General features: G+C 36.5%; 23 protein-coding genes and 1 pseudogene. 16 read left to right on the forward strand and 8 right to left on the reverse strand.

The features are described from left to right. The 4 genes from trpA to AC3EMB_RS06615 all read left to right on the forward strand — a co-directional run bounded on the left by trpA (position 1) and on the right by AC3EMB_RS06615 (position 3,598). Positions 1 to 777, forward strand: a complete 777-nt coding sequence (trpA, locus tag AC3EMB_RS06600; protein ID WP_048568776.1) for a tryptophan synthase subunit alpha — start codon at positions 1 to 3, stop codon at positions 775 to 777. A 73-nt stretch (positions 778 to 850) separates the two neighbouring features. Then, positions 851 to 1,210 carry a DUF4029 domain-containing protein gene (locus tag AC3EMB_RS06605; protein ID WP_000946131.1) on the forward strand — a complete coding sequence of 120 codons (360 nt, stop codon included), beginning with the start codon at positions 851 to 853 and terminating at the stop codon, positions 1,208 to 1,210. A 114-nt stretch (positions 1,211 to 1,324) separates the two neighbouring features. After that, a complete protein-coding gene (locus AC3EMB_RS06610) occupies positions 1,325 to 2,824 on the forward strand; it encodes an L-lactate permease (RefSeq protein ID WP_044584232.1) in 1,500 nt (499 codons plus the stop codon). Positions 2,825 to 2,914: 90 nt separating this feature from the next. Next, on the forward strand, positions 2,915 to 3,598 hold the full coding sequence (locus AC3EMB_RS06615) for a DUF2278 family protein (protein WP_001128613.1): 684 nt from the start codon (positions 2,915 to 2,917) through the stop codon (positions 3,596 to 3,598). A 14-nt stretch (positions 3,599 to 3,612) separates the two neighbouring features. Here AC3EMB_RS06615 and AC3EMB_RS06620 read toward each other — a convergent pair whose 3' ends face one another. Continuing rightward, the gene (locus tag AC3EMB_RS06620; RefSeq protein WP_135238328.1) at positions 3,613 to 4,446 is read right to left on the reverse strand and encodes a hypothetical protein; all 834 of its coding nucleotides are present in this window, start codon (positions 4,444 to 4,446) and stop codon (positions 3,613 to 3,615) included. Positions 4,447 to 4,642: 196 nt separating this feature from the next. Between AC3EMB_RS06620 and AC3EMB_RS06625 the strand changes: the two genes are divergently transcribed. Both AC3EMB_RS06625 and AC3EMB_RS06630 read left to right on the forward strand, forming a co-directional pair. Continuing rightward, positions 4,643 to 5,428 (forward strand): zinc ribbon domain-containing protein, encoded by a 786-nt coding sequence (locus tag AC3EMB_RS06625; protein ID WP_000650099.1) that lies wholly within the window; start codon positions 4,643 to 4,645, stop codon positions 5,426 to 5,428. Between the two features lie 19 nt (positions 5,429 to 5,447). Continuing rightward, on the forward strand, positions 5,448 to 6,683 hold the full coding sequence (locus AC3EMB_RS06630; protein ID WP_098644955.1) for a TcaA 3rd/4th domain-containing protein: 1,236 nt from the start codon (positions 5,448 to 5,450) through the stop codon (positions 6,681 to 6,683). A 46-nt stretch (positions 6,684 to 6,729) separates the two neighbouring features. Here the strand turns inward: AC3EMB_RS06630 and AC3EMB_RS06635 are convergent, their stop codons facing one another. Next, entirely contained in the window at positions 6,730 to 7,152 is a 423-nt protein-coding gene (locus AC3EMB_RS06635) for a hypothetical protein (protein ID WP_000332420.1), read from the reverse strand. 200 nt (positions 7,153 to 7,352) lie between these two features. Between AC3EMB_RS06635 and AC3EMB_RS06640 the strand changes: the two genes are divergently transcribed. From AC3EMB_RS06640 to AC3EMB_RS06650, 3 genes are all read left to right on the forward strand, one after another. Beyond that, entirely contained in the window at positions 7,353 to 8,687 is a 1,335-nt protein-coding gene (locus tag AC3EMB_RS06640; protein ID WP_048568779.1) for a CoA-disulfide reductase, read from the forward strand. Between the two features lie 100 nt (positions 8,688 to 8,787). After that, a complete protein-coding gene (locus AC3EMB_RS06645; protein ID WP_097994907.1) occupies positions 8,788 to 9,276 on the forward strand; it encodes a GNAT family N-acetyltransferase in 489 nt (162 codons plus the stop codon). A gap of 196 nt (positions 9,277 to 9,472) precedes the next feature. Next, complete coding sequence (locus AC3EMB_RS06650; protein ID WP_000996782.1) at positions 9,473 to 9,883, forward strand: DUF3908 family protein; 411 nt, start codon at positions 9,473 to 9,475, stop codon at positions 9,881 to 9,883. A gap of 30 nt (positions 9,884 to 9,913) precedes the next feature. Here AC3EMB_RS06650 and AC3EMB_RS06655 read toward each other — a convergent pair whose 3' ends face one another. The 6 genes from AC3EMB_RS06655 to odhA all read right to left on the reverse strand — a co-directional run bounded on the left by AC3EMB_RS06655 (position 9,914) and on the right by odhA (position 20,403). Then, entirely contained in the window at positions 9,914 to 10,504 is a 591-nt protein-coding gene (locus AC3EMB_RS06655) for a class I SAM-dependent methyltransferase (RefSeq protein ID WP_488517593.1), read from the reverse strand. Positions 10,505 to 10,596: 92 nt separating this feature from the next. After that, on the reverse strand, positions 10,597 to 12,138 hold the full coding sequence (locus AC3EMB_RS06660; protein ID WP_488517594.1) for a SagB family peptide dehydrogenase: 1,542 nt from the start codon (positions 12,136 to 12,138) through the stop codon (positions 10,597 to 10,599). Positions 12,139 to 12,153: 15 nt separating this feature from the next. Further along, the gene (locus tag AC3EMB_RS06665; RefSeq protein ID WP_000615607.1) at positions 12,154 to 14,103 is read right to left on the reverse strand and encodes a TOMM precursor leader peptide-binding protein; all 1,950 of its coding nucleotides are present in this window, start codon (positions 14,101 to 14,103) and stop codon (positions 12,154 to 12,156) included. Further along, the gene (locus AC3EMB_RS06670; RefSeq protein WP_488517595.1) at positions 14,100 to 16,019 is read right to left on the reverse strand and encodes a putative thiazole-containing bacteriocin maturation protein; all 1,920 of its coding nucleotides are present in this window, start codon (positions 16,017 to 16,019) and stop codon (positions 14,100 to 14,102) included. The genes AC3EMB_RS06665 and AC3EMB_RS06670 overlap by 4 nt, the downstream gene beginning before the upstream one ends. 123 nt (positions 16,020 to 16,142) lie before the next feature. After that, entirely contained in the window at positions 16,143 to 17,402 is a 1,260-nt protein-coding gene (gene odhB, locus AC3EMB_RS06675) for a 2-oxoglutarate dehydrogenase complex dihydrolipoyllysine-residue succinyltransferase (protein ID WP_098533787.1), read from the reverse strand. A gap of 133 nt (positions 17,403 to 17,535) precedes the next feature. Further along, entirely contained in the window at positions 17,536 to 20,403 is a 2,868-nt protein-coding gene (odhA, locus tag AC3EMB_RS06680; RefSeq protein WP_075718293.1) for a 2-oxoglutarate dehydrogenase E1 component, read from the reverse strand. Positions 20,404 to 21,226: 823 nt separating this feature from the next. On the opposite strand from odhA, the gene AC3EMB_RS06685 reads away from it, so the two are divergent. The 7 genes and pseudogenes from AC3EMB_RS06685 to AC3EMB_RS06715 all read left to right on the forward strand — a co-directional run bounded on the left by AC3EMB_RS06685 (position 21,227) and on the right by AC3EMB_RS06715 (position 24,169). Beyond that, positions 21,227 to 21,436: a helix-turn-helix transcriptional regulator gene (locus AC3EMB_RS06685; protein WP_000428506.1), complete on the forward strand. Its 210-nt coding sequence runs from the start codon at positions 21,227 to 21,229 to the stop codon at positions 21,434 to 21,436. A gap of 2 nt (positions 21,437 to 21,438) precedes the next feature. Beyond that, positions 21,439 to 21,816, forward strand: a complete 378-nt coding sequence (locus AC3EMB_RS06690) for a hypothetical protein (protein ID WP_048564894.1) — start codon at positions 21,439 to 21,441, stop codon at positions 21,814 to 21,816. A 28-nt stretch (positions 21,817 to 21,844) separates the two neighbouring features. After that, positions 21,845 to 22,027, forward strand: a complete 183-nt coding sequence (locus AC3EMB_RS06695) for a DUF3976 domain-containing protein (RefSeq protein WP_001178302.1) — start codon at positions 21,845 to 21,847, stop codon at positions 22,025 to 22,027. 132 nt (positions 22,028 to 22,159) lie between these two features. Next, complete coding sequence (locus AC3EMB_RS06700) at positions 22,160 to 22,522, forward strand: hypothetical protein (protein WP_053564974.1); 363 nt, start codon at positions 22,160 to 22,162, stop codon at positions 22,520 to 22,522. A gap of 16 nt (positions 22,523 to 22,538) precedes the next feature. Then, a pseudogene (locus AC3EMB_RS06705) lies at positions 22,539 to 22,787 on the forward strand (hypothetical protein). Positions 22,788 to 22,868: 81 nt separating this feature from the next. Continuing rightward, positions 22,869 to 23,414 carry a hypothetical protein gene (locus tag AC3EMB_RS06710; RefSeq protein ID WP_366986936.1) on the forward strand — a complete coding sequence of 182 codons (546 nt, stop codon included), beginning with the start codon at positions 22,869 to 22,871 and terminating at the stop codon, positions 23,412 to 23,414. Between the two features lie 158 nt (positions 23,415 to 23,572). Continuing rightward, on the forward strand, positions 23,573 to 24,169 hold the full coding sequence (locus AC3EMB_RS06715; protein WP_001169496.1) for a DUF4878 domain-containing protein: 597 nt from the start codon (positions 23,573 to 23,575) through the stop codon (positions 24,167 to 24,169). Positions 24,170 to 24,226 lie beyond the last annotated feature (57 nt).

Genomic DNA, 24,226 nt, shown 5'->3' on the forward strand with positions numbered 1-24,226 from the left:
ATGGGAGTAGAAAAAATTAAAGCAGCGTTTGAAAATGGTAAGAAAGCATTTATTCCGTATGTAATGGGCGGAGATGGTGGTCTTGAAAAATTAAAAGAAAGAATTCGTTTTTTAGATGAAGCAGGAGCGAGCATCGTTGAAATCGGCATTCCTTTTTCGGATCCAGTCGCAGACGGTCCAACGATTCAAAGAGCAGGGAAACGAGCGCTAGATAGCGGTGTAACAGTAAAAGGTATTTTTCAAGCATTAATAGAGGTAAGGAAAGAAGTGCAAATTCCGTTTGTACTCATGACATATTTAAATCCAGTACTTGCATTCGGAAAAGAACGATTTGTAGAGAAGTGCTTAGAGGCCGGTGTGGATGGTATTATCGTTCCAGACTTACCGTATGAAGAACAAAATATTATTGCGCCGTTACTTCGAGAGGCAAACATTGCGCTCATTCCACTCGTTACCGTAACGAGTCCTATTGAAAGAATTGAAAAAATTACGAGTGAATCAGAAGGGTTCGTTTATGCTGTTACAGTAGCGGGCGTAACGGGAGTACGTCAAAACTTTAAAGAGGAGATTCATAGTTACTTAGAAAAAGTAAAATCACACGTCAACTTACCAGTAGTCGCTGGATTTGGCATCTCAACAAAAGAACATGTAGAAGAAATGGTTACAATATGCGACGGAGTTGTCGTTGGAAGTAAGATCATTGAGCTTTTAGAAAATGAAAAGCAAGAAGAAATATGTGAATTAATATATGCAACAAAACAAAAAGAAGAGGCGTAGTCTCTTCTTTTTGTTTTGCGTAATAAATGTTAAAATATACAGAAAATACATATAATTTAGAGGGTGAGAAGGCATGCTAAGACGTAAACTACTATATCTATTCTTAACTGTACCGCTATACGCTTGGCTCATTAGCATGACGAAAATAGAGTTAATGGCTCTATTTTTAGGGTATGTATTCATCTTTTCCAACTTAAATCGCATTCAAGAACAGTCTATTTTAGAAATATGTCTATTTTCGATTAGTATAGAATTATTTAGTATCGTTTCGATTGTATTATTAAACGAATTATTTCTACGGATTCATTCATTTACATTAATGAAATTTTGGAATATTATATTGCAAGCAATATGTACTTACATTGTGTTTGTTGTGTTGAAAGAAATAGTCGGAAAGCAGACAGTTTTTCAGGATAATAGAAAATGGGAGTGAATGAAAAGGAGCCGTTTGGTTCCTTTTTTGAATCTGTTGTAAAAACAATTGAAAATTATAGTATCTGTTATATAATAGTTAAAAATTGTATTTTAAACGAAATGAGATGATAACATGGCCATATTGTTGGCACTTATCCCAATTATGATGATTTTCATTTGTTTATTTTTATTTAAACAAACGTCATTAAGGTCCTCGTTAATTTCTTATGCTGTGTCTGTTGGAATCGTTTTACTCTCGCCAATGTTTCAATTAGGGATAAGTGAAACTGTGCACGCAACGATTAAAGGATGGTTAATTTGTTTTATTGTCGGGTACGTTTTATTTTTCGGTATTTTTTTATTTCACCTCATGAACAAAATGGGGTACATCGATCAAGTAGCACGTTTTCTAGAAGCAGTTACTCAGGATCGCTTATTACAAATGCTGCTTATGTGTTTTGGCATTTGCCCGCTTATTGAATCAGTAAGTGGATTCGGTATTGGCTTCATGGTTGCAGCACCTATTTTTCTTTCACTAGGATATAAACCATTTCAAGCTGTACTACTCTCATTCATCGGCTTACTAGCTAGTTCATGGGGCGCAATGGCAACTGGTACGATTATCGGTTCGCAGCTAATAAATATGCCTCTTACAACACTTGGCACAAATACAGCGCTATTAAGTATTCCGATGTTTGCTTACTTCGTTATTCTTTCTTTACACGTTGTTGGCGGCTGGCAAGCGGTTATAGAAAAGTGGAAAGAAGGAGTAGGGTTCTTTCTATTATTTTCTCTCGGAATCTATCTTTCTAATGCGTACGTAAGTGTTGAACTAGCCGGGATATTAAGTTCTATCGTTACGATTACCTTTGGCTTTTTTATCATTAAATTAAAAGGAAAAAGTGGGCAAAATCTTATAACAGAACATGCGGCTGCAACGGAGAGAGAAGTATCCATTATAAAAATTATTAGCCCTTATATATTTCTAACAGTTTGTATTTTACTTTCTCGCCTCGTTCCAGCATTACATGATTTGTTCAGATCATATGCAGTCCTTGATTTAAAATCATACTCTTACAAATTAGAAATGCTGTATTCACCAGGATTTTGGCTCGGTATGACTTGCTTATTTACTATTATTTTCTTCCGGATACCATCTCATATTATTAAACAATCACTCTCGCAAACGATAAAACAATGGATTCCATTTGCGATTACGACGACAATGTTTATCGCCATTTCAGAACTAATGGGTGCATCTGGTATGCATTTATTACTTGCAAAAACCGCTGGTGAAACGTTTGGAAATTTTTTCGTTTTCGTTGCCCCGTTTATTGGCGCTATTGGTGGATTTTTAACAGGTAGTAACGCAGGATCAAATGCAATGTTTATAAAACTACAAATGCAAACCGCACAAAACGTAGCACTCCCGTGGCAATATGTCACAACACTTCAAAACACCGCATCATCAGTAGCGACAATTGCTTGTCCATCACGGATTACACTAGGTGCTTACTTATGTAATATCCCTTACCGTGAAAATGAACTATTAAAGAAGACGACGTTAATGATCTTTGGTGCGGTTTTGCTTGTAGTGGTAGAAGTTATTGTTTGGTATATGTTGAGAAATTAAAAATCCTCCTAACATAGGAGGATTTTTTTTATGAGTGGATAATGATTTAAATATGAATAGCTTCTACTAAATGAATAGGAGATGAAATGTATGCCCCTAAAAAACTACGGTGTGTTAAAAGGTACAGTTATACAATCAAAGATTGGAAAAGGGAAAACACCTCATTATCAAGTTCATTTACAGGGCGAGACAGGAGTAAATTATCGTATTGCAATTAACGTAAAATCGCAAAGCTATCCGTCAGAAGTTTTATATTTTGCGAGTAACAATATTAAGTCAGAGGCGATTCATATTTTACCGACATTACCATTCGGTTTTACAGAAATAAAAAACAATGAACCGAAAGTAGCTTTAGATTATGTAAGAGGAAATCTATTTGACTCAAATCAAATGATTCCTTTGCCTCCCGAAAAAGCAGGAGCAGATAATGATTTAAATGAAAAAATAGAACGTTATATAAAACGAGCAATAGAAGAAAAAGCAATTATTTACGCGTTTGGTGAAAGATGGGGACCAGAAGAAAATACACCAGATTCCTATTTTCATTTCAAACCAGGAAACGGTATACATGATATTCATATGAATCAAGGGAATGTAGAAAAATGGCAAGGTGATGATGGCATATGGCAAGACGGAGGAATACTCATTCACTTCGAAAAGGAAGAAGAATGGATTGGTATCTTTCTTGCATTCCAATCACAGTCATGGTGTACCGATGAAGAAGGGCATGCTCGCGTTCCGGTTGAGCATTGTGATTATAAGGGGAATAATTAATAAGAAGAGGGCGTTCAAAAAGAACGCCCTCTTCTTATTTTATAAAACGAAAAACTAACGAGTGTAGAAAGACAAGAGAACAGCAGTGCCACACTAGAAAACGCAATGAGATACATATTATATTTCATAACCTGTCCAATTAGCTGATTACTGTCGTATTGAAACAGTCCTGCTATTATGTTGAATAAAAATAACACGATAAACATGACGATAACACCGTCTATTGATCCTTTAATATCTGGTTTACTTAAAGCGATATGTGCGGAAATGCAAATGGCGATAAATAAAAATAACCAAAAGGAAGGATTCAATAAATTGCCGATTGTAAATAAGCTTTTCAATAATACAAACGTCGACAAGAGCATGTTTTGAACCATTTCTATATTAATAGAAGTAGAAGCGATTGTTTTTTCGAGAGTTGTATTAAATAAGAAATATGAATTCGGTACGAAATAGCGCATTAAAAGGATTAGTGCAGTAATACCAGAAATAATAGGCCCAATGCCGATGAAGAAATTTCCAATCCGTTGATACACACTTTTTTGATTGTATTGATGTTGTACGTAACCTAAAGCCCCTTGACTTGTATCTGTCGGGAAGAACTGCGTTGCTACAATCTTATGACGGAACAGCACGCACATAATGGCATGTCCAAGTTCGTGAATAGGAACACCGATCCAAGCCGTTAATAGGAATCCTTTTCGTCCAAAAGCTCTCGACCAATACATCCGTGTGAGAGATTCTAAATAGCCTAATAGAAATCCAATTACAATGATAACGCCAATTAAAGATAATAATTGGATTACGCTTGTAAGGAGTATTTGAAAAATTGAGTTTACCAATTCCATTGCCAGTCATCCAATCTGTTAAAAATATTATTTATTCTGTTTCATAATAGCATTTTTTTTCAAGATTACTAGCACATATATTTTCTTTCGGAAGAAGGATTTCAGAATCTTTTTCTTGTAGTCATGTTTTATGTCCAAAGTCATATATTGAATTTGTAACACCCTATATGGTATATGCTTAAGGAGGGATAAGAGAATGAAATGTCCGTCATGTCATACAGAAAATGCAGCGGAGGCAAAATTTTGCGGGAATTGTGGACATTCGTTAACGGAAGAGGTAGTGGCAAGTAGTGGTCAAGAAGAAGGGTCGGAACAAGCACGTGCGGCACAAGCAAAGGAAGCTCGGCCAAATGAAACGGTAGAGCAAGCGAAGCGGTTTGCGAGCGGCTATTTTCAATTTTTTAAACATGCATTACAAGCACCGACAGCGATTATGAAAAGCGGCGCTATTGAAGTGCGAAATGGAATTGTAAGTCTTGTTCTTATTTGTTTTTTAGGAGCATGTATTTTTTATAGAATGATGAGTGCAGCATCAGCAGTTACGAGAACATTTGCACCAGATATATCTACTCCCACGTTTTTTGGAGAATCTATAACGGTCTTTTTCTTTTTATTAATTTTAACTTTATTTGTCGGATTTATTATTTTTGTAAGTGGCAAGATGATGAAATCATCTTTTTCGTTTCTTGAAGTATTTGGTATATGGGGAACGATAGCGACGCCGACTATTGTCATATTAGTCCTTTCTTTTCTTTTTAGTTTCTTATTAATCTTTTTCTTACCGATATTATTATCGGTAGCTGCAACTTATATAGGGATTAGTATAACTGTAGCCGTATTAAAGCTAGACAATGGTGGATTAGATCTCGTTTACACACTTATTATTGCAAATGTTTTAATTGGAATTGCAACATTCATTGTACTTTGGTCTTACATTAGCACGATAATTCAAGCCTTAACACAGGGAATAACTGGCTTCTAATGAAAAGGTGGTTGACTGGATGAATGTATGTACAAAGTGCGGAGTTCAGTTTGAAGATAGTGTGCAATTTTGTCAAAACTGCGGGACGAAGAGGGGACGTTCTGTAGTAAAGAAGAACATGAGCGGTGGTGTAAAAGTTGGCATTACACTGTTAGCGCTATTTGTTATAGCGATTATTGGATTGTATTTGTACGGATCGTCGTATTATACGCAGGTGGCACAAGTAGACCGGATGATTACGATTTTACAAGAGAGGGACGGAGAGAAATTAGCTGAGATCGTTACGGCAGATGATCCATCGGTTATGATAACGAGAGAGAGCGTAACGCCTCTATTTTCATATATAAAAGAAAATCCATCTTACGTGAATGAATTAAAACAATATTTGAGACAAGGTGAAAAACAACGGGACGGAATAGAAAAAGCTGATTTTTCATTAACGAAAGACGGAAAGTATTTCTTTATATTTGATCGATATAAATTGAAAGCGAAGACGTACTATACAACTTTGCTTACAAATGAAAAAGACGTATCGTTAAAAATGAACGGAAAAGAAATTGATAAGACAGATGACAAAAAGTTTGAGAAGCAATATGGGCCATTTCTTCCGGGAAATCAAGTGTTTCAATCAGAGTATAAAAATGACTACGTAAAACTATCGCGTGAGGAAAAGGTTGTACTTATGAAACAAAGCCAAAATAACGTAACGGTAGATTTAACGTTGCAAGGTCAATATATTACAGTTCAAACGAACGCGCCTGGTGCAACATTGTACGTAAATCAAAAACCAGTTACAGCGCTGGCAGGAGAAGAAATTACATGGGGGCCTGTAGCGACTGATGGAAGTGCGACGATTTATTTAGAACGAAATGGAGAAAGTGGACGGGAAACGACAAAAGTAGAGACGGTAACGGCACTTTCGTCTTATAATCTTCCATTTCAAAAGAAAAGTACAGAAAAACCAGTTGTTTATAATGTTACTCCAACGCCCGCGACTGAGTATGTATATAATGGTTTCATCTTTCCTGATAGTGATATTCGAAAATTAACGAGCGCAGATTTAACATATTTATCGAAAGAGCAGTTGAAAATTGCTAGAAATGAAATATATGCAAGGCATGGACATATTTTTCAAACGAAAGATATGCAAGTGTATTTCGCAAAACAGTCTTGGTATAGAGAAAATCCTTATTTTACAGGAAAGTTAACAGATATCGAAACTTATAATATTGAACTAATCAAATCAGGAGAATAGAGCGCGTGAAAAAGGTACAGTGTATATTGCTGTACCTTTTCTATCGTTATTTGGCTGGACGAGGTTCCCTAGAGAAAAAGATATGAAAGAGAAATGTGACTTTACTTGCCCCTCCTGATGTACTGGCTTGCACATCAGATAAAGAACTAGACGTTAAAGCAGCTTCAGAATGAGGAGGGACGATTATTTTAAGAGCATCATCTGATTCTGAGGATGCAGTAACTGTTATTGTATCGTCAGAAAAATTTAAAATTTTAACAGTACCGACTGGAAAGATGGCCTTGCGAGCATGTGATGCAGAAGCGAAGCGGGTAGCTTTCCAAATAGTTTGTGAGAAAGTGTCATTGTCAGATAACCAAGCACGAGCACTGTATAAAGTTACACTAACGGTAAACTCCTGTTCAAGCGGGAGGGCGGGTTTCGGTTCTATCGGTTCCTCTGGAAGCTGGACTAGAAGGCCGGCGCACATGTATGTTTCACCTACTTTCAACTGGTTACTGTTATAGGATATTAAACATGTTGTTTATAAGACACGACAGGTACCTATTCATACATAAGTTTGTGCACAAAATTTGAAGATGAAATTCTCTTTCTTTACAATGGAAGTAGGTGTTATTTCTATAAAATATGGAAAACGTAAAGAGTATGTAAAAAAGAAGGAGTGGTAAAGTGAACTATGTCATTATTGGCGGAGATGCAGCTGGTATGAGTGCAGCGATGCAAATTGTTAGAAACGATGAAGATGCAAATGTTGTAACTTTAGAAAAAGGTGAAATTTATTCGTACGCTCAGTGTGGATTACCGTATGTCATTAGTGGTGCTATCGCTTCAACTGAAAAGTTAATCGCGCGCAACGTAAAGACGTTTCGTGAGAAATATGGAATTGATGCGAAAGTGCGTCATGAAGTAACGAAAGTAGATACGGAAAAGAAAATGGTGTACGCAGAGCATACGAAGACGAAGGATGTCTTTGAATTTCCATATGATCGATTATTAATTGCGACTGGAGTGCGTCCTGTTATGCCAGAATGGGAAGGACGGGAATTACAAGGCGTTCATCTTTTAAAAACAATTCCTGATGCTGAGCGCATATTAAAAACGTTAGAAACGAATAAAGTTGAAGATGTAACGATTATTGGCGGTGGTGCAATCGGACTAGAGATGGCAGAAACATTCGTCGAACTTGGTAAGAAAGTAAGAATGATTGAGCGAAATGATCATATCGGTACGATTTATGATGCAGATATGGCTGAATATATACATAAAGAAGCAGATAAACACAATATTGAAATTTTAACGAATGAAAATGTAAAAGCATTTAAAGGAAATGAACGAGTAGAAGCAATCGAAACGGATAAAGGTACGTATAAAGCAGATCTTGTTTTAGTGTCGGTTGGAGTGAAGCCGAATACTGATTTTCTTGAAGGGACAAATATACGTAAGAATCATAAAGGAGCAATCGAAGTAAATGCATATATGCAAACGAATGTGCAAGACGTATATGCAGCCGGTGATTGCGCAACACATTACCACGTTATAAAGGAAATTCATGATCATATCCCGCTCGGAACGACAGCCAATAAGCAAGGGCGACTTGCTGGACTGAATATGCTTGATAAACGAAGAGCTTTTAAAGGTACGTTAGGCACAGGCATTATTAAATTTATGGATTTGACACTCGCAAGAACAGGCTTAAATGAAAAAGAAGCGAAAGGGCTACACATTCCGTATAAAACGGTCAAAGTAGATTCTACAAATATGGCGGGCTATTATCCAAATGCAAAACCACTTTACTTGAAATTACTATATCGCTCCGATACGAAACAATTATTGGGCGGGCAAGTAATTGGAGAAGAAGGCGTAGATAAACGTATTGATGTGATTGCGATGGCGCTTTTCAATAAAATGAGCATTCATGATTTAGAAGACGTCGACTTAAGTTATGCACCACCATATAACAGCGTGTGGGACCCAATTCAACAAGCGGCAAGGAGAGCAGAATAGCACTTTTTAAAGTGCTATTTTTTTGTTAAAGGGGAATTATCATTTTTGTCGAATGAAGAGGATCAGGAAATAGTTACATATGAGGAAGGGGAGTTTTTTTATGATTGTAGCACTTCAAAAAGTTCAAGAATCAGAAAAAGAAATATTACGTAATTTGTACGCATTATATCTTCATGATCTTTCTAAGTTCACTATGAATATAACTATCGGAGCCGATGGTTTTTTTGGATACAAAGATTTGCATATGTTTTGGAAAAATGACGGAATCACGCCGTATTTTATAAAAGTTGATCATAGTATTGTAGGATTCTTATTACTACTGGAACGTCCGTTTTTGAAGAAGGAAAATGATTTTGGTATTAATGATATTTTCATATTGAATCAATATAAAGGAAAAGGAATAGGTAAACAAGCTGTTGAGAATTTACTAGAAGAGAAAAGAGGACAATATTTCGTTATCGAACTTCTAAAAAATGTACCAGCAGTGTCGTTTTGGAAGAAAGTATATAAAAAACTGAACATAGAATTTGATGAGAGAGAGCAGTTAATTGATGATGAAGAATGTCTCGTTCAAACGTTTAAAATTTAATGAAATTGGTTTTCCTTTTATATTACTTTGAAATTTAACTTTATCCCGCTATTTGCGGACAGTAAGACCCCACTGATTAAAGTTTCACTTTATTTTGAATATACCGTTTCCCCTTGAAAACATATTACGTATCGCTTATATTTTCATATAGTATTTATTTTTTAAACGAAGCAATGAACGAACCAGGGGGCGCAGTATGGCAATTAATATGAAAACAATCGAAGAATGGATTGCTGAATCAAATGCAAGACATGAAGAAGACTTTGGACACGTTGTGGAAGAAATGAAAGAAGTATGTGTCGGACTTGATAACGCGACATTAATTTATACGAAAAATGTATTTTGTTTCGGTAAAAAAGTAGAAGTCTTTTTCTTCTTCCAAGACCATGTCGTGATTGGACAAGAAAAAGACGAATATGTTGAGATTGAAAAATTAAAGTATGATGCCATTACAAATAGTAACTTAAAAACAAATGACAAAAATACTACGTTAGAATTAAAGTTTGCTAACGGACAATCTATCAATTTAGATAGTTTAAATGATAACTACGGTACGAAAAATTGGTTATTTGCTAGACAAATTAAGAGTATTTTTAAGTTAATCTAGTGAAAAAGCAGACCCTTTGAGGTCTGCTTTTTATTTAATTCCTATTACGCAAAGACAACCTCTTTCTTCGTAACATTGTACACTTGTAAATCCTGTTTTATAAAAGAGATTTATTAGTTCTTCGGTCGTGTTAAAATTCTTCATATGATATTGAATTTTGAAAGTTTCAGCTACTAATAAAAAGGAGCCGTCCGGTTTTAAGACGCGAAATACTTCTTTTATATCTTGTTCAACATCAGGCCAAAAATAATGAGTTTGAAAGGCGGTAATGAGATCGAAGAAGTTCGTATGATGTGGAATAGAAGAAACGCTTGCTTGTTGAACAATTACTTTTTGTTTTTGAACATCTTTTGCATTCGTCTGTATAGAATTTTTCACAGCTTGATCGGAGTAATCAATTCCATATATTTCCCTAAGTGGAGTTCGTTTTGAAAGAGTGTGTATGGTTTTGCCTCCACCACAGCCGATGTCTAATACGACTGCATCTGTCTTTATATGTACTTTCTGCAATGCCCAATTTATTAATCTCGTATGTGCAGCGTTCATAATACAAAGCATGGAGGAACCAATTGTTCCGCTAGGATTTTTTGCTTGCTGAATTAACCGTTGTAAAATGCTCAAGTTAAATTCTCCTTTTATGTAAGAATATATACTCATTTCGCTTTTTATAAATTAAATCCTTTAAAAAAAGCACGCCGATAGACGGCGTACTTCTAACTATGCAAAGCCCCTTTTAACCAATTCCGCGCCCGATATGCCCCAACTGGAACTTGAATAAGAGATGTTTCATTCCCAGCATCTATTCCGTACAATTGATCACATGCATTTGTATCAAAACTAAGTAAAGGATGCCCGCCCATCCCCATAGCGGTCGCTGCAAAAACGAGTTTATGAACGAGGATACCAGCTTCCATTTGGTGAATGCGATATCCTCTATAGCCTAATGCACGTGTATAGTAATCTTTCTGTCCGACTACATGTAAGCAAAGTGGTACTTGAAAAAGGTTTACGTTATCCATCGTCATACTAGACTGAAGTGGGTAGCGAAGGTCTCCATACCGAATTGGTTGTATGAAATGTGTTTTACTGTTATAAGCGTAAGCTCCGTTTTCAATATTTTTCACGTTATAAAAACATCCATATAAGGAGACGCGTGCATTTTCATTTGTATACTTACCGTCAAGGTCGTTGTAATAGGGGAAGGAGAGGCTCGCTTCTTGTAGTAAAGTAGCGAGCTCGGCTGCATCCCATTTCGTTAAAATAAAGTCCGCATCAGGAGAATATCGTTTTTTACAAAGTTGTAGGAAATCATACGATAACCGTTCTACTTTCGGTAGCTGTACAGCGTACGTATTATGTTGATAGTGCTCTTCATGATGTAGCGTTTGGAAGTGTGCTGTCGATTCGATCATAGAAGCTTCATTTATTTTTGTTATCATCGGATATTCACCTACATGTTTTGAGCGAACGAAATGTTCATGTGCGAGCGGCGGAATTTGTTGCAACAACTCATGAGAAGTAACTATTTTATTTTCACGGTAATTATTGTGAAACCAATTAGTTTCTGGTTCTGTACTTAAAGGAATAACGGCATACACACTTTCTTCACCTTCTGACAATCCGAGTAAATGGTTCAGTGCACGGTCTAGAAATTGAAAGTATACGCCGTTCGTATAACCGAACTGTTTTGCACATTCTAGCAATTGTCCAATGAGAACCCCGCTATCTAATCCTTGAAGTCGATATGAAAAGTTATTGTATTTAAAGAAATTTTTCCAAAACATAGTGGATACGAATGCAGCACCGAAACAATCATGTATATTACAGCGATTACCGAGTGCGTCTGCCAAATAAGAATCGAAATTTCCTTCGCGAAGTAAAATAAGTCGGTGATGCGCGGCGTCATAATGGTAAATGCCGTCTGGATAATCGTCAATCTTTAAATAGATATACAATTCATTCGGATATAAAGCACCACCCGAAGGAATAGATCTTCGTAATACATTTCTCTCGCTATTTAGCTGACATAATTGTGTTACACCAAATGAATACCAAAGGTAGTGACCAATCTCATCTAAAGTAGGTGTAGTAGAAGAGTTCGGTAAAGATAATGGGATTTCTAAGGAGAGCGGGATGGTAGGTAAATTTCGATATAATTTATAAGGAAGCGGTGCGTCTTTCCAGTCCACCTCATGATTCGGCATAATTTCATCGATAGAGAAATGGAGATGATGTAAAAAAGTATCTAGCTGCATGAAATCCCTCCTTTACTATGGAAACGGATGTGGATGTGGATTTAATCTTTCATTCGTTAAAGGTTCGTCTGTATATCCAAGTGTCATCGGTACGGTATATACCCGGTCCAGTCCTGTAACTCGAGTAAGATGGTGACCAAACGTCATCGGTAGCATGCCTGGAATAATAACTTTTACACAATGTAATCCATTCTTTTCTATGAGGGGAACGGTTTGATCTACAACGATTATTTCAAGATTAGATTGATGCAAACGATTTAAAAGTTGGTGGAGATCGGATGTTAAATCCATATCAAATGATTGTGATACATTCATTTCTTGGAACGTTTGCACCGGTGCATCTTCCCGTAAAAGGAAGTGAAGACGTTCTTCTGTTTCTTTCAATCCATACAGCATACTATGGTCTTCCATTTTATTAACGAAATAAGGATCTTGTAAGCATTTTTCGTAGTATTCTCTTTTGTGCTCGAGCTCATCGTCTGTTATAAGTAACATGCCTGCTATTTCTTGAATGGCGCTTTTTAAGGCTCGAATAGGATCTAAATGAGCGCCTCCTGCACAAACAACGTTCATTCCATTTTCACGCGTATTTTTTGCAATTACCCATAAGCTAGGAATGCCGTGTTCCATCGTCGCGTTAAAAGCGTGTAATTCATATCCGGTAATCGTACGTAACCGCTGAATCATTAATTGTAATTCTGTATCATTTGCTGAATTAAGATCCAGGCGGGGAAGAGGTAATTCGGCATACCAAGTGAGTAAGAAGGCATCACGCTCTACAATTTCTAAAATGCCGTGAAAAATCGCTTCTTCTAAACTACCGCCAATTGCACATCCATTTGATGTTTCATACACGAAAGCATCTCGATGACCGAGGCTATAATAAGCAATTGATTCAGGAACTAAAAGCGGTCTGTTTTGTGATAAAGAATATCCCCATACCCAGTTTTGCTCATAATCAGGATCAAACGGCTTGAATGGAAAGTTATCACGATTGTAATGTTCATTTGTATGGACACCGAGTGTGAGGGGATTTAGTGCATGTTCCTCTAAATCATGAAAACTACCATGCACATTTGTCTTTTTCCCTCGAGGCGACATACCGCAATATCGTTCTAAACCTTCTAAAATAGCAGTTGCTTCACTCACTGCAAATGAATGAGTTCGTCCCGCAACACCTTCATTTCCGAACATTAATGGCATGTTTATAATGACGTCAGCGAATGGTAATACAGAATGCTGCATTTTTCCGTTCAACATACCGACCCGATAATCTAAATAGTCTCTCGTTAAAAATGTGTTTAGCTCATGAATGGAACGGCAGCGATACGTTTCGGTGCTTACTTTTAAACTCGGTTGTAAAGAAACTTCCGCCGCATCCGCAGTATCATCAGGTAAATTACTACATACAGGACAGAGAGGATCTGGAAGAAAAGAATGCCGCGTACATTGTAATGTTTGTAAGTTTAGTAAAATAAGTTCATTTTCTAAAGAAGAATGGTTATGAGTTAATATTTTTCCTGTTTCTGCGCAAATAAGATGGCACATTTGCAACATTCCATTTTGGGTGGCACGTACGTCACGTCTCGTTACATTATCTGCTTTAAAGGCATATTTCCGCTGTAGTTCCCACATTTCTTTTTGATCAAAGCCAGCGATAAAACGGCGTCCATCAGAACAATGGGAACATCCAGGCGTAAGAGGATGAATGTAAGGACCGATAATACCTTCGCCAAATGAAGTGAAACCACGAAGCCATGGAATATGATTTGAGCGAAAAATAAGTTCGGCATCATGATGAATAGTAGAAGGAGATCCGTCATGTAATACGAGAGCGAGATGAATATTTTCAGGAAGTTCTTCTGTAAGGGTCTGCTGACGAATGATGGAATATTGTTTGCATAATTGATCATGTACATAGTCTGCAAGAAGGCCATCTCCTATAAGCAATATATTTTGAATCATAAACCGTCCTCCTTTGCAATTAATACCCCATACACACCGTCTAGGTTTTCTTTCAAAAATGGTTCGATTGCTAAATCGAACACGAAGGGATAAAAATTATGTTCTTCTAAATGCTGTAAGGCAAGCTGTAAAGATTGCACACTTGGAATTTCTTCTTCCGCTTGTATTTCCACTCTAAAAGAATCCGTGTCATATAAAATAATAGAGGATTCAGGCAAGATATTAGCTCTGTAAGGAATTTCTTCATTTTGAACGTGAAAGAGTGATAGTTGTAGTGCGTTTCGTAACGCTAACGTCATATTAATATTAGATGCACCGTACCATCTATCATTTATACCAACCCAAACGACTGGAAAACTGAGAATCTCTTCACTCATTGCGATTTTAGGTGTTTCATGGATTGTAGAGAGAGCATCGTAATAAAATCTACAATGTTTATCTTGAATATCAATTAAATCAACAGTTGTAAGTTCCTCTAGAATATGTGACTGCCGCTCATACAGTTTATTGTTTAAATGTTGTTGTAGTGCCCGGTAAAATCCTTCTGTCATCGTTTCTCCAGCACCGATACCGATATTGTTATGTTCAGGAATAAGGCGGTGAATGATTTCTGCTACATATGTTTCAATTCCTGTTAAACCAGCTTCTCGGCGTGCTTCATTATGAGTCAATCCACTACGAGTCATAAGAGGCAGAAGGGGAGCTGGGCCATCTGATAGTGGAGTAGCTACTTGAATATAGCATTGTGATAATGGTAATTGATATGAATCTTGTTCATCCCATACATGGAATATACCGGCTTCTTTAGAAGTTAATGAATCGAAAAAGCGGAATACATCAGTTGAAGTATGTTGGCCATACCGATGCTCAAGTTTTTCAGAAATATTTTCTATCGTATCAATTGTAAAACTTTCATCAGTTGCAAGAGGGTGTTTTATAAAAGGATGCCACGTTCCTTCAAGTGTTTCATAGTTTAATAAAAAGAATTGTGATTCTTTTTCACGATATGAATCATCCGCGACATGTTTAAACAATTCAAAAACGATTACATTTGCTAACATGGCAGATGTAATTGGTGAGAAGGAATCAGATGAATTTTCATTTTGTAAATTCGTTTCATGTAGTCGATGCCATGCGGATTCCCAGCATTCATCACGATTTTCCGTTACGACAGGCCCAGCTATACCGAGTGTAGATAAACAAATAGCTGGTATGAAATTCTTTTTCGTTTCTCTACAAATAGTGTGAACTGTTTGTAAACCATCAATGTCTCCATTTTGGGAAACATATAAAATCCAATCAAAAGGTTCGAATACTTCATGCAAGGGACGGTCAATTGTAGTATCGATTTCTTGAACAAGTACACTGTTATCAACTTCATATGCACGTTCTATTAGCTCATGTATTCTGTCATAGTTTGTTTCATCCCGATCTGTAACGAGGTAATGAAATGTAGGTAAACCAGATTCTAACAAAGAAGAAACTAAGGAAGTAAGCATATCCCCAGAACCAAGTACAAGTACATTTGCCCCGCGGTACGTTTCGAATTTTAAAGCACCTGAATGAGAATCAGCTTCTAAAAATTCAATTTGTGAAGCATATCTGTCGAGTAATGTACTGTTTAATTCATGAGGTGCATCTTGATTTACATCACGAACGAAACCATTTTCATATAAAACCTCTCCAATTTCAAATACACGATTTTGATAGGGGAGAGGGAGTCCATCAGTTATTTCTGCTAAAGAATAATTACCGTTAAACATTGGCATTAATTTTTCAATCCAGTCATAAATTCCATCACCGTCCATGCGAAATGAACTGGCGTTATTTCGAAAATAGACACCCCCATTTGAATCGGGAAGGAAAAAAGTATCCTTATTTACTTTAAGTTTTGCATGAATTGGAAGGTTATTCATTTTAATCCTCCTTACGTTTAGGCATACATTATTACTTTATGTCATGAAATTTGTCCCGTATGAACACAATAAAAAAAGGCTGTAGAATGATTTATTCTACAGCCTTTGATAGATTTTAATCTATCAACCTTCTAATAATAATGATTTTGGATCTTCAAGCATATCTTTAACAGCAACAAGGAAGCTAACTGCTTCTTTACCATCAACAATACGGTGATCGTAAGATAAAGCAATGTACATCATTGGGCGGTTTTCCATACGCTCGTTATCAATTGCAACTGGGCGTACTTGGATTTTATGCATTCCTAAAATACCAACTTGAGGGCTATTTAGGATTGGTGTTGACATTAGAGAACCGAATACACCACCGTTTGTAATTGTAAATGTACCACCTTGTAGTTCTTTTAATGAAAGTTTGTTATCGCGTGCTTTCATACCTAAATTACGAATTTCACTTTCGATTTCAGCGAAGTTTAATTGGTTAGCATCGCGTACAACTGGAACAACTAATCCATCTGGAGCTGCTACTGCAATACCGATATCATAGAATTTTTTGATGATAAGCTCGTCACCTTGAATTTCAGCATTTAATAATGGGAATTGTTTTAATGCTGCAACAACTGCTTTTGTGAAGAATGACATGAAGCCAAGACGTACATCATGTTTTTTCTCGAAAGCATCTTTGCGTTCTTTACGTAATTCCATGATCGCGCTCATATCAACTTCGTTAAATGTTGTTAACATTGCAGATGTTTGTTGAACTTCTACAAGACGTTTTGCAATTGTTTGACGGCGGCGGGACATTTTCACGCGCTCAACTGGTTTTTCGAATTCAGTTTTTGCAACTGGAGCAGGAGCTGGGCTCTTTGGAGCAGCTGGTGCTTCTTTTGGTGCTGCAGCATGAGCTTGTACATCATGTGGTCTCACGCGTCCAAGTGGATCTGTGCTACGTACGTCGTTTAAGTCGATTCCTAATTCACGAGCCATTTTTCTAGCAGCTGGTGATGCGATAGGACGGTTCGTATTTGGTAAGCCTTGTAGACCCGTAGTTTGTTCAGCATTTGGAGCCGCAGCTTTCGGTGCTTCAGCTGTTTCTTGTTTTGGTTGCTCAGTAGCTGGAGCAGGTGTACTTACTGCAACTGGTGCTCCATTAGCATCTAAAATTGCGATAGTTGCGCCAACTTCAACTGTATCCCCAGGTTCGCCTAGTAACTTCGATACAATACCTGAATCTTCTGCAATGATTTCTACATTGACTTTATCAGTTTCAAGCTCAACAACGCTGCCACCTTTCTCAACTTTGTCGCCTACGTTGATAAGCCATTGTGAAATAGTTCCTTCGGTAATAGATTCTGCAAGCTCAGGTACTTTAATTTCGATCATTTTAAATGTCCTCCCCTTATTTGCCTAACGGTGTGTTTTTTCTTCTTTTGTCTTCGGTAATCTCCATTTGTTAGCCTGGCCTTGGGCAGATATTCTGCCCAAGGAACAAGCTAGAAACCTTCATTGTTACTTTTTAGTTGCTGTAAACTTCAATTTCTTGTTTATCTTGACGGAAGTTATACTTCACATCTAAAGCATGTGCAACAATTAGTTCTTGCTCAGCTTTGTGAGCGAATGGATCGCCTCCAGATGGACTAGAGCGATCAGGACGTCCAATGTAACCTGTTTTCACTTTATCTCCAGCAAGTTCGAACAGAATTGGAGCCATGTAATGCCATGCGCCCATATTACGAGGTTCTTCTTGAACCCAAATGATTTCTTCTAAGTTTTTAAAGCGTTTAATAATAGATTGAACTTTCTCAGCAGGGAATGGGTACAATTGCTCAATACGAACGACATGAACTTCGTCTAAGTTGTACTCATGTTTACCAGACTCGATTTCTGCTGCTAAGTCAATCGCCATTTTACCTGTACTTAAAACAAGACGTTTTACTTTATTTGGTTTCATACCAAGGTTTTCTTGTTCTAAAGCAGGTTGGAATCGTCCTTCGCTTAACTGATTAGCAGTTGAAAGGGTAAGTGGGTGACGTAATAAACTCTTCGGCGTCATCAGTACTAATGGTCGAACAGCTTCTGTTCCTAAGATAGATGCTTGACGACGCAGGATATGGAAGTATTGTGCCGCGCTCGTTAAGTTTGCAACTGTCCAGTTATTCTCAGCAGCTAACTGTAAGAAACGCTCTGGACGTGCACTAGAGTGCTCTGGTCCTTGACCTTCATAACCGTGTGGTAATAGAAGAACTAAACCAGATTTTTGACCCCATTTTGCTCTTCCAGCTGAAACATATTGATCAAATAATGCTTGCGCAGTATTTGAGAAGTCACCATATTGCGCTTCCCACATAACAAGAGTTTCTGGAGCGAATACGTTATAACCATATTCGTAACCAACAACAGCAGCCTCTGATAACGGACTGTTATGAACAGAGAACGAAGCATTAATGTTTGGTAAGCGGTGTAATGGTGAATATGTTTCGTTTGTATCAGTATCGTGTAATACGATATGACGGTGTGCGAATGTACCACGCTGTGAATCTTGACCAGTTAAACGAATTGGCGTACCTTCTTGTAAAATAGAAGCGAATGCTAATGATTCAGCAAGTGCCCATTCAATTTTACCGTTCTCTTCAAGAGCATCTTTACGGCGCTCAAGAATTTTCTTCACTTTTGGATATACGTTAAATCCTTCTGGCCAAGATAGTAGACCTTCATTAATTGCACGAAGTGAGTCAAGTTCAATACCAGTATCGATTGGTTGAATACCTTTTGCAACAACATCTGGCACTTTAACGTGAATTGTTGCATCACCCGTATCAGCTGGTGGTACTTGTGCATAGTCGGATTTTAATTGCTCTTGTATAAACTGTGTAATTGTTTCAACTTCATCTGCATTTAGAACACCAGCAGTTTGTAATTGATCTGCGTAAATTGCTCTTACAGTTGGGTGATTTTTAATTTTTTTGTACACTTGTGGTTGCGTAACTGCTGGGTCATCCATTTCGTTATGACCGTAGCGGCGGTAACCAATTAAATCGATTAAGAAGTCTTTTTTGAACAACATGCGATATTGAATCGCAAGGTTAGCAGCAGCAAGACAAGCTTCCGGATCATCAGCGTTTACGTGAACAATTGGAATATCGAAACCTTTTGCAAGGTCACTTGAATATTTCGTAGAACGAGAATCATAGCTATCAGTCGTAAAACCAACTGCATTGTTTGCGATAACATGAATCGTTCCGCCTGTTTGATACGCGTTCAATCTGCTTAAGTTCAACGTTTCAGATACAATACCTTGACCAGGGAATGCAGCATCACCATGAACTAAAATTACGAATGATTTTGAAGTATCTTGATCTGGAAGACCAGATTTTTTACGATTCTCTTGAGCAGCACGTGCGAAACCTTCTACTACAGGATTCACGAACTCAAGATGACTCGGGTTATTTGCTAATGTCACGCGAGTGCTAACTTCTTCGTTACTAACGACTTGTTCTCTACCTAGGTGGTATTTTACGTCGCCAGTCCAGCCAGAATTGGCTACTGCGCCTTCTATTTTTGCATGTTTGAACTCAGCAAACATGTGACTATATGGTTTTTCTAATACGTGAGCAAGTACGCTTAGACGACCGCGGTGAGCCATACCAATCATGACATCCTCTACGCCGTTCTTAGCACCTTCTAGAACAATTTCATCTAAAACAGGTACAAGCATATCAACGCCCTCGATAGAGAAACGTTTTTGCCCAACGAATGTTTTATGCAAGAATTGCTCGAAACCTTCAACAGCTGTTAAACGTTTTAAAAGAGCAGTTCGTTTTTTATTTGATAGTGGTTGACGCAATGAATTTGATTCCACCATTTGATGCAACCACGCGCGTTCTTCACTATCTTGTATATGAGAAAATTCATAAGCTAAAGATTTTGTATAAACGTCTTTTAATCTATGAATTACATCAAGTGCAGTGTGAATACCTTCTGGTGCATCTTGCCATACTGTTTTCGCTGGAATCGCTTTCAAGTCAGCATCGCTCAGTTCACTCATTGCTTTCTCAAGAAGTGATTGTCCATTTGCAGCATCTTCCATCGGGTTAATGTGAGCCAACGTATGCCCGAAAGAACGAATTTGCTCAACAAGTTGAACGACTTTAAGAATCTTTTCAATGTTACCTGTGTTTTGAGGAGAAAAATGTGTTGCTGTGTTGTCCCCTGTTACGACATCATCTTGAAACGAAGGAGCTCCAAAAATTTCAAAAAGCTCTTGTAATTCCGGATCAACAGAACCTGCTCCAGTTACGTAAAGATCATACTGCTCAATAACATAACCAAGGTTCGGACCGTGGAACTTGGCCCAAGGGTTTGTCGTTGTATTCTTCCTCGTCATTTGTTTAAACCTCCCAATGCATATAATCCTTTTCCATACAAAGGTGCATTTTGCTCTTTTTCAATAAGTAATGAATCAATAATCAATGTAAATGTTTTCTTTACTCTTATGTTATTACAATAATTTACATAATACCAAACACTATTACTTATCTGTTTTGTAAAAAAACATTCACAATAACTTATCACCCAAGTTAATCTTTCACTTTATAAAGTAATTTTACAGAAAAATGGGGTGGATATATTTGGTATGCCTATACTAATAGCTATAATTGTTGCATTTAAATATAGGTATAATAGTTAGAATGTTTTGATAAAATTTAGTTTGAATTATGTATATTGAAATAATAAGCGCTTTCATAGATATTATACAACAATATAACGGAATATAGTATAAAAAATAAAAAATTATGAATTTAGCGTAAACTTTATTTCGATAGTGTTAACTATCGAAAGGAAAATGAAGGATTTCTACAAAAAAAGTTGTTAAACATAAAAAATGGTTCATAACCCGTTAGTTTCTATAAATATGCCAAAAAACACCGTAAAACCAATAACACATTTCATCTAATAAAGAAGAGAATGAAATATTTTAAAAGGATAAAACAAATATGAAGATATTAAATTTAAAAAAAGGTGAGGAGGAAATATAGTAACGATTACATACAGTGTTCCATGTTTTATTACAAAATAGACGTGCTGAAATCGAACAAGTTTCTTCTATATAAATAGAGTGAAAAATGATTAGGATGAATGTAAAGGAACCTTGACGTAAAGTTTACTTTACATATATACTCGATATATGGGAGGAGGGAGAAATTTCCTTGGAAAATAAAATGGTCGAATACCGAAAGAAATTTGGACTATCTCAAGAAAAACTGGCTGAGAAACTCGGGGTTTCCAGACAAACCATTATCTCAATTGAAAAAGGGAAATACGATCCATCACTTCCGCTAGCATTTGAAATAGCGAAAACATTTCAGACAACGATAGAACATGTATTTATTTATGAAGGAAAAGAAGAGGGGGAATAGGGATGAATTATTCACAAAAGTACTTTGTAATTATGGGTGTTATTTTTCTATTTATGAGTGGATTTATGATATTAACAGGTATAATGACGCATTCTGCACCACCAGCTATAACGTATCCATTGCTTGGAATGATGATTATGAGTTTCTGTCTAAGCTACTTACACCCGCAATTTAAAGAAAAAGACGAGCGAATGAAACTTATTCGTTATAAAGGAATGTTTGTAACCTTTTTTGCATTAACAGCATATTATCTTCTTTTCTCTATCGGCTTAAACTTAAAAATACTTACACTATCTGCTACTGAATTATTGAATATACTTATGGCACTTACAATGAGTACCGTCTTTATCTCATTTGTTGTTTTGGCAAAAAGATATTAAGATGGAAGAGAGAAAGGAAGATTAACATATGCAAATGATGTATGCTTTTGGCATTGGGCTTGTATTATTTTTAGCTGTATTCTTATTTATTCGTAAAGACGTTCAAGGCGGGACGTTAACGAAACGAGGATTTTATAAAATGATCGGCTGTTTAGTTGTTATGTTTATAGCGATTATTGTAATGATCGTTTTAATAAGTCAGTCACTATAGAATGTAAAAACGGAACCTTACTTCGGTAAGGTTTTTCTTTATTTTTAAACCTAAAAATTACCACTAAATCCATTTACTGTAAATGACTTATATTATATAATCCAATGAAATGATAGATAAGGAGTGTAGTATATGAATAAAAAAACTATCTTCTATTTATTAACTTGTCTACTACTTGTAGCTAGTACTACTTATATAATATGTAACAAAAGAGAACAAGTGCCACCTATATTAGTATCGGACGAACAAGAATACTATGTTACAAATGAACCTGCCAAAATAGAAGAAGTTGGGCAAAAACTTGGCGAAGTAACAAAGAAAATTAAAACAAGTAAAAAACCTACTAAAAATAAAGAACCTAATACATTACAAGAGAAAACAGAAGTATTCACAATGATTGAGGAAGAAAAAAGTGATTACCCGCCTTTAATCATAAAGGAAGCTTATAGTGATAAATATAGGGTAGTGAGGCCGATGTTGAAGCAAGTATTATGATGAAAAGGAGATTCATATGCAGACAGTAATTTCGTATCCGTGGGTGTTAAGAAAAATATTTGTCTTTTTCCTCCTATCGGTGCTGTTTACATTTTGATGAATAGAGGAGCGATACAAAAGAGAGATTTTATATTTATTATTTGCTGCTATGAATATATCACTTTGGTTATTGCTTATGATTTTTGATTGGAGTATGTGGATGGTAGTAGGGCATTATTTGTTTGGAGCAGTTGTTATTGTTTTTTCGAATATGAATAAGAGCTAAGCCAGCAACCTTAAAGTTGCTGGTTTTTATTTTGCTATTTATAATGAAGAAACAAATTTTTAATAGAGAGTAGTGGGCGTTATGAGATGGAAAGAGGGAACGTTTGAAAAAATAGACACGAATGACTCATCTGTTGAGCAACTTATAAACACGTTTAAGGAACAAAACTTAATTGGTGGAGCAATAATAAGCTGTTTTAAAGTGCATAACGAAAATTTTTTTAAAGAAATACTACATTCGAAAGATGGACATGAGCACTTCTTTAGAAGAATCTTCAACTCTTTAGATATAATCAATAACTTAGAAGAGTTAAAAATACATACATCAGACAAATATAAGTTTCGTTTTAAAGAGCAGCTGGCAGTTATGCTTGATGGTAGCATTGCTGCGCAAATTTTGTGGGGCGGAGCATATGAAGGGTTTAAGGAACGACCAGTTATCGCAAAACAATTAGCAGTCAATGTATGTCAATATATGTTCCAAGATCGATACGAAGATATTAAAGTGTTCGAAAGCTATCGCTCTTGGACAGATTGGTTTTACGATGTTGCGTGGGATGTTACTTGGATGGTGTTAGATAGTAGGGAACAGAAAATGTGGTTCATTTGTGCTACGGATACAGATTGATAGAAGAGGGACCTTGTAGGAATGCTGCAAGGCCCTTTATCTTTTGGGAATTAATAGAAAACGAATCATATAAATGCTATACTAAAAAATGTTTGTAATGTCAGTTTCATAATATTGTATGATGCTGACTTACTAGAAAAGATAAGAGGAGAATGAGCGTGCAAAAGATAAAGAGATTATTGCTATTAATGATGGTAGTAGGATTAACAGCAGGTGTTTTAGCAGGGTGTGCAAATCCGAAAGATACTACAGAAGAATTTTTAACAGCGATACAAAAAGGTGATGTAGAAAAGGCTCGTACATTTGTTGAGAGTGACAAAGAATTTAATAAACTAAATGAAAAAACAGATGATGCTGAGGCAAAAGCAATGCTAAGTGCAATTACAAAGAACTTTAAATTTGAAAAGCTAGAAGAAGTATCGAAAAAGGATGACAAAGCAGAAGTGAAAGTAAAAATTACATCTGCTGATCTATCCGTTGCTGTAACAAAAGCAGTGGGAGAAGTTATGCCAATGGCGTTCGCTAGTGCCTTTAGTGAAGACAAAGAACAATCTGAAAAAGCTATCGAAAAAACAATGACCTCAACTATCGTCAAAAACTTAGCAGATAAAGATGCAGCAATGGCAACTCGCGAAGTTACCTTGAACTTAAAGAAAGACAAAGATGGCGACTATAAAATTGTTGCTGACGATAACTTGAAAGAAGTATTGTTTGCAAATGCGAAGTCTTTGGAGAAGATGTTTGGTGGGAAGTAATTGAATTAGATAAAAAAGAGACACTATATCACGTAGAAGGTTGATATGGTGTCTCTT

The sequence above is a fragment of the Bacillus sp. LQ16 genome (genome assembly GCF_057784645.1).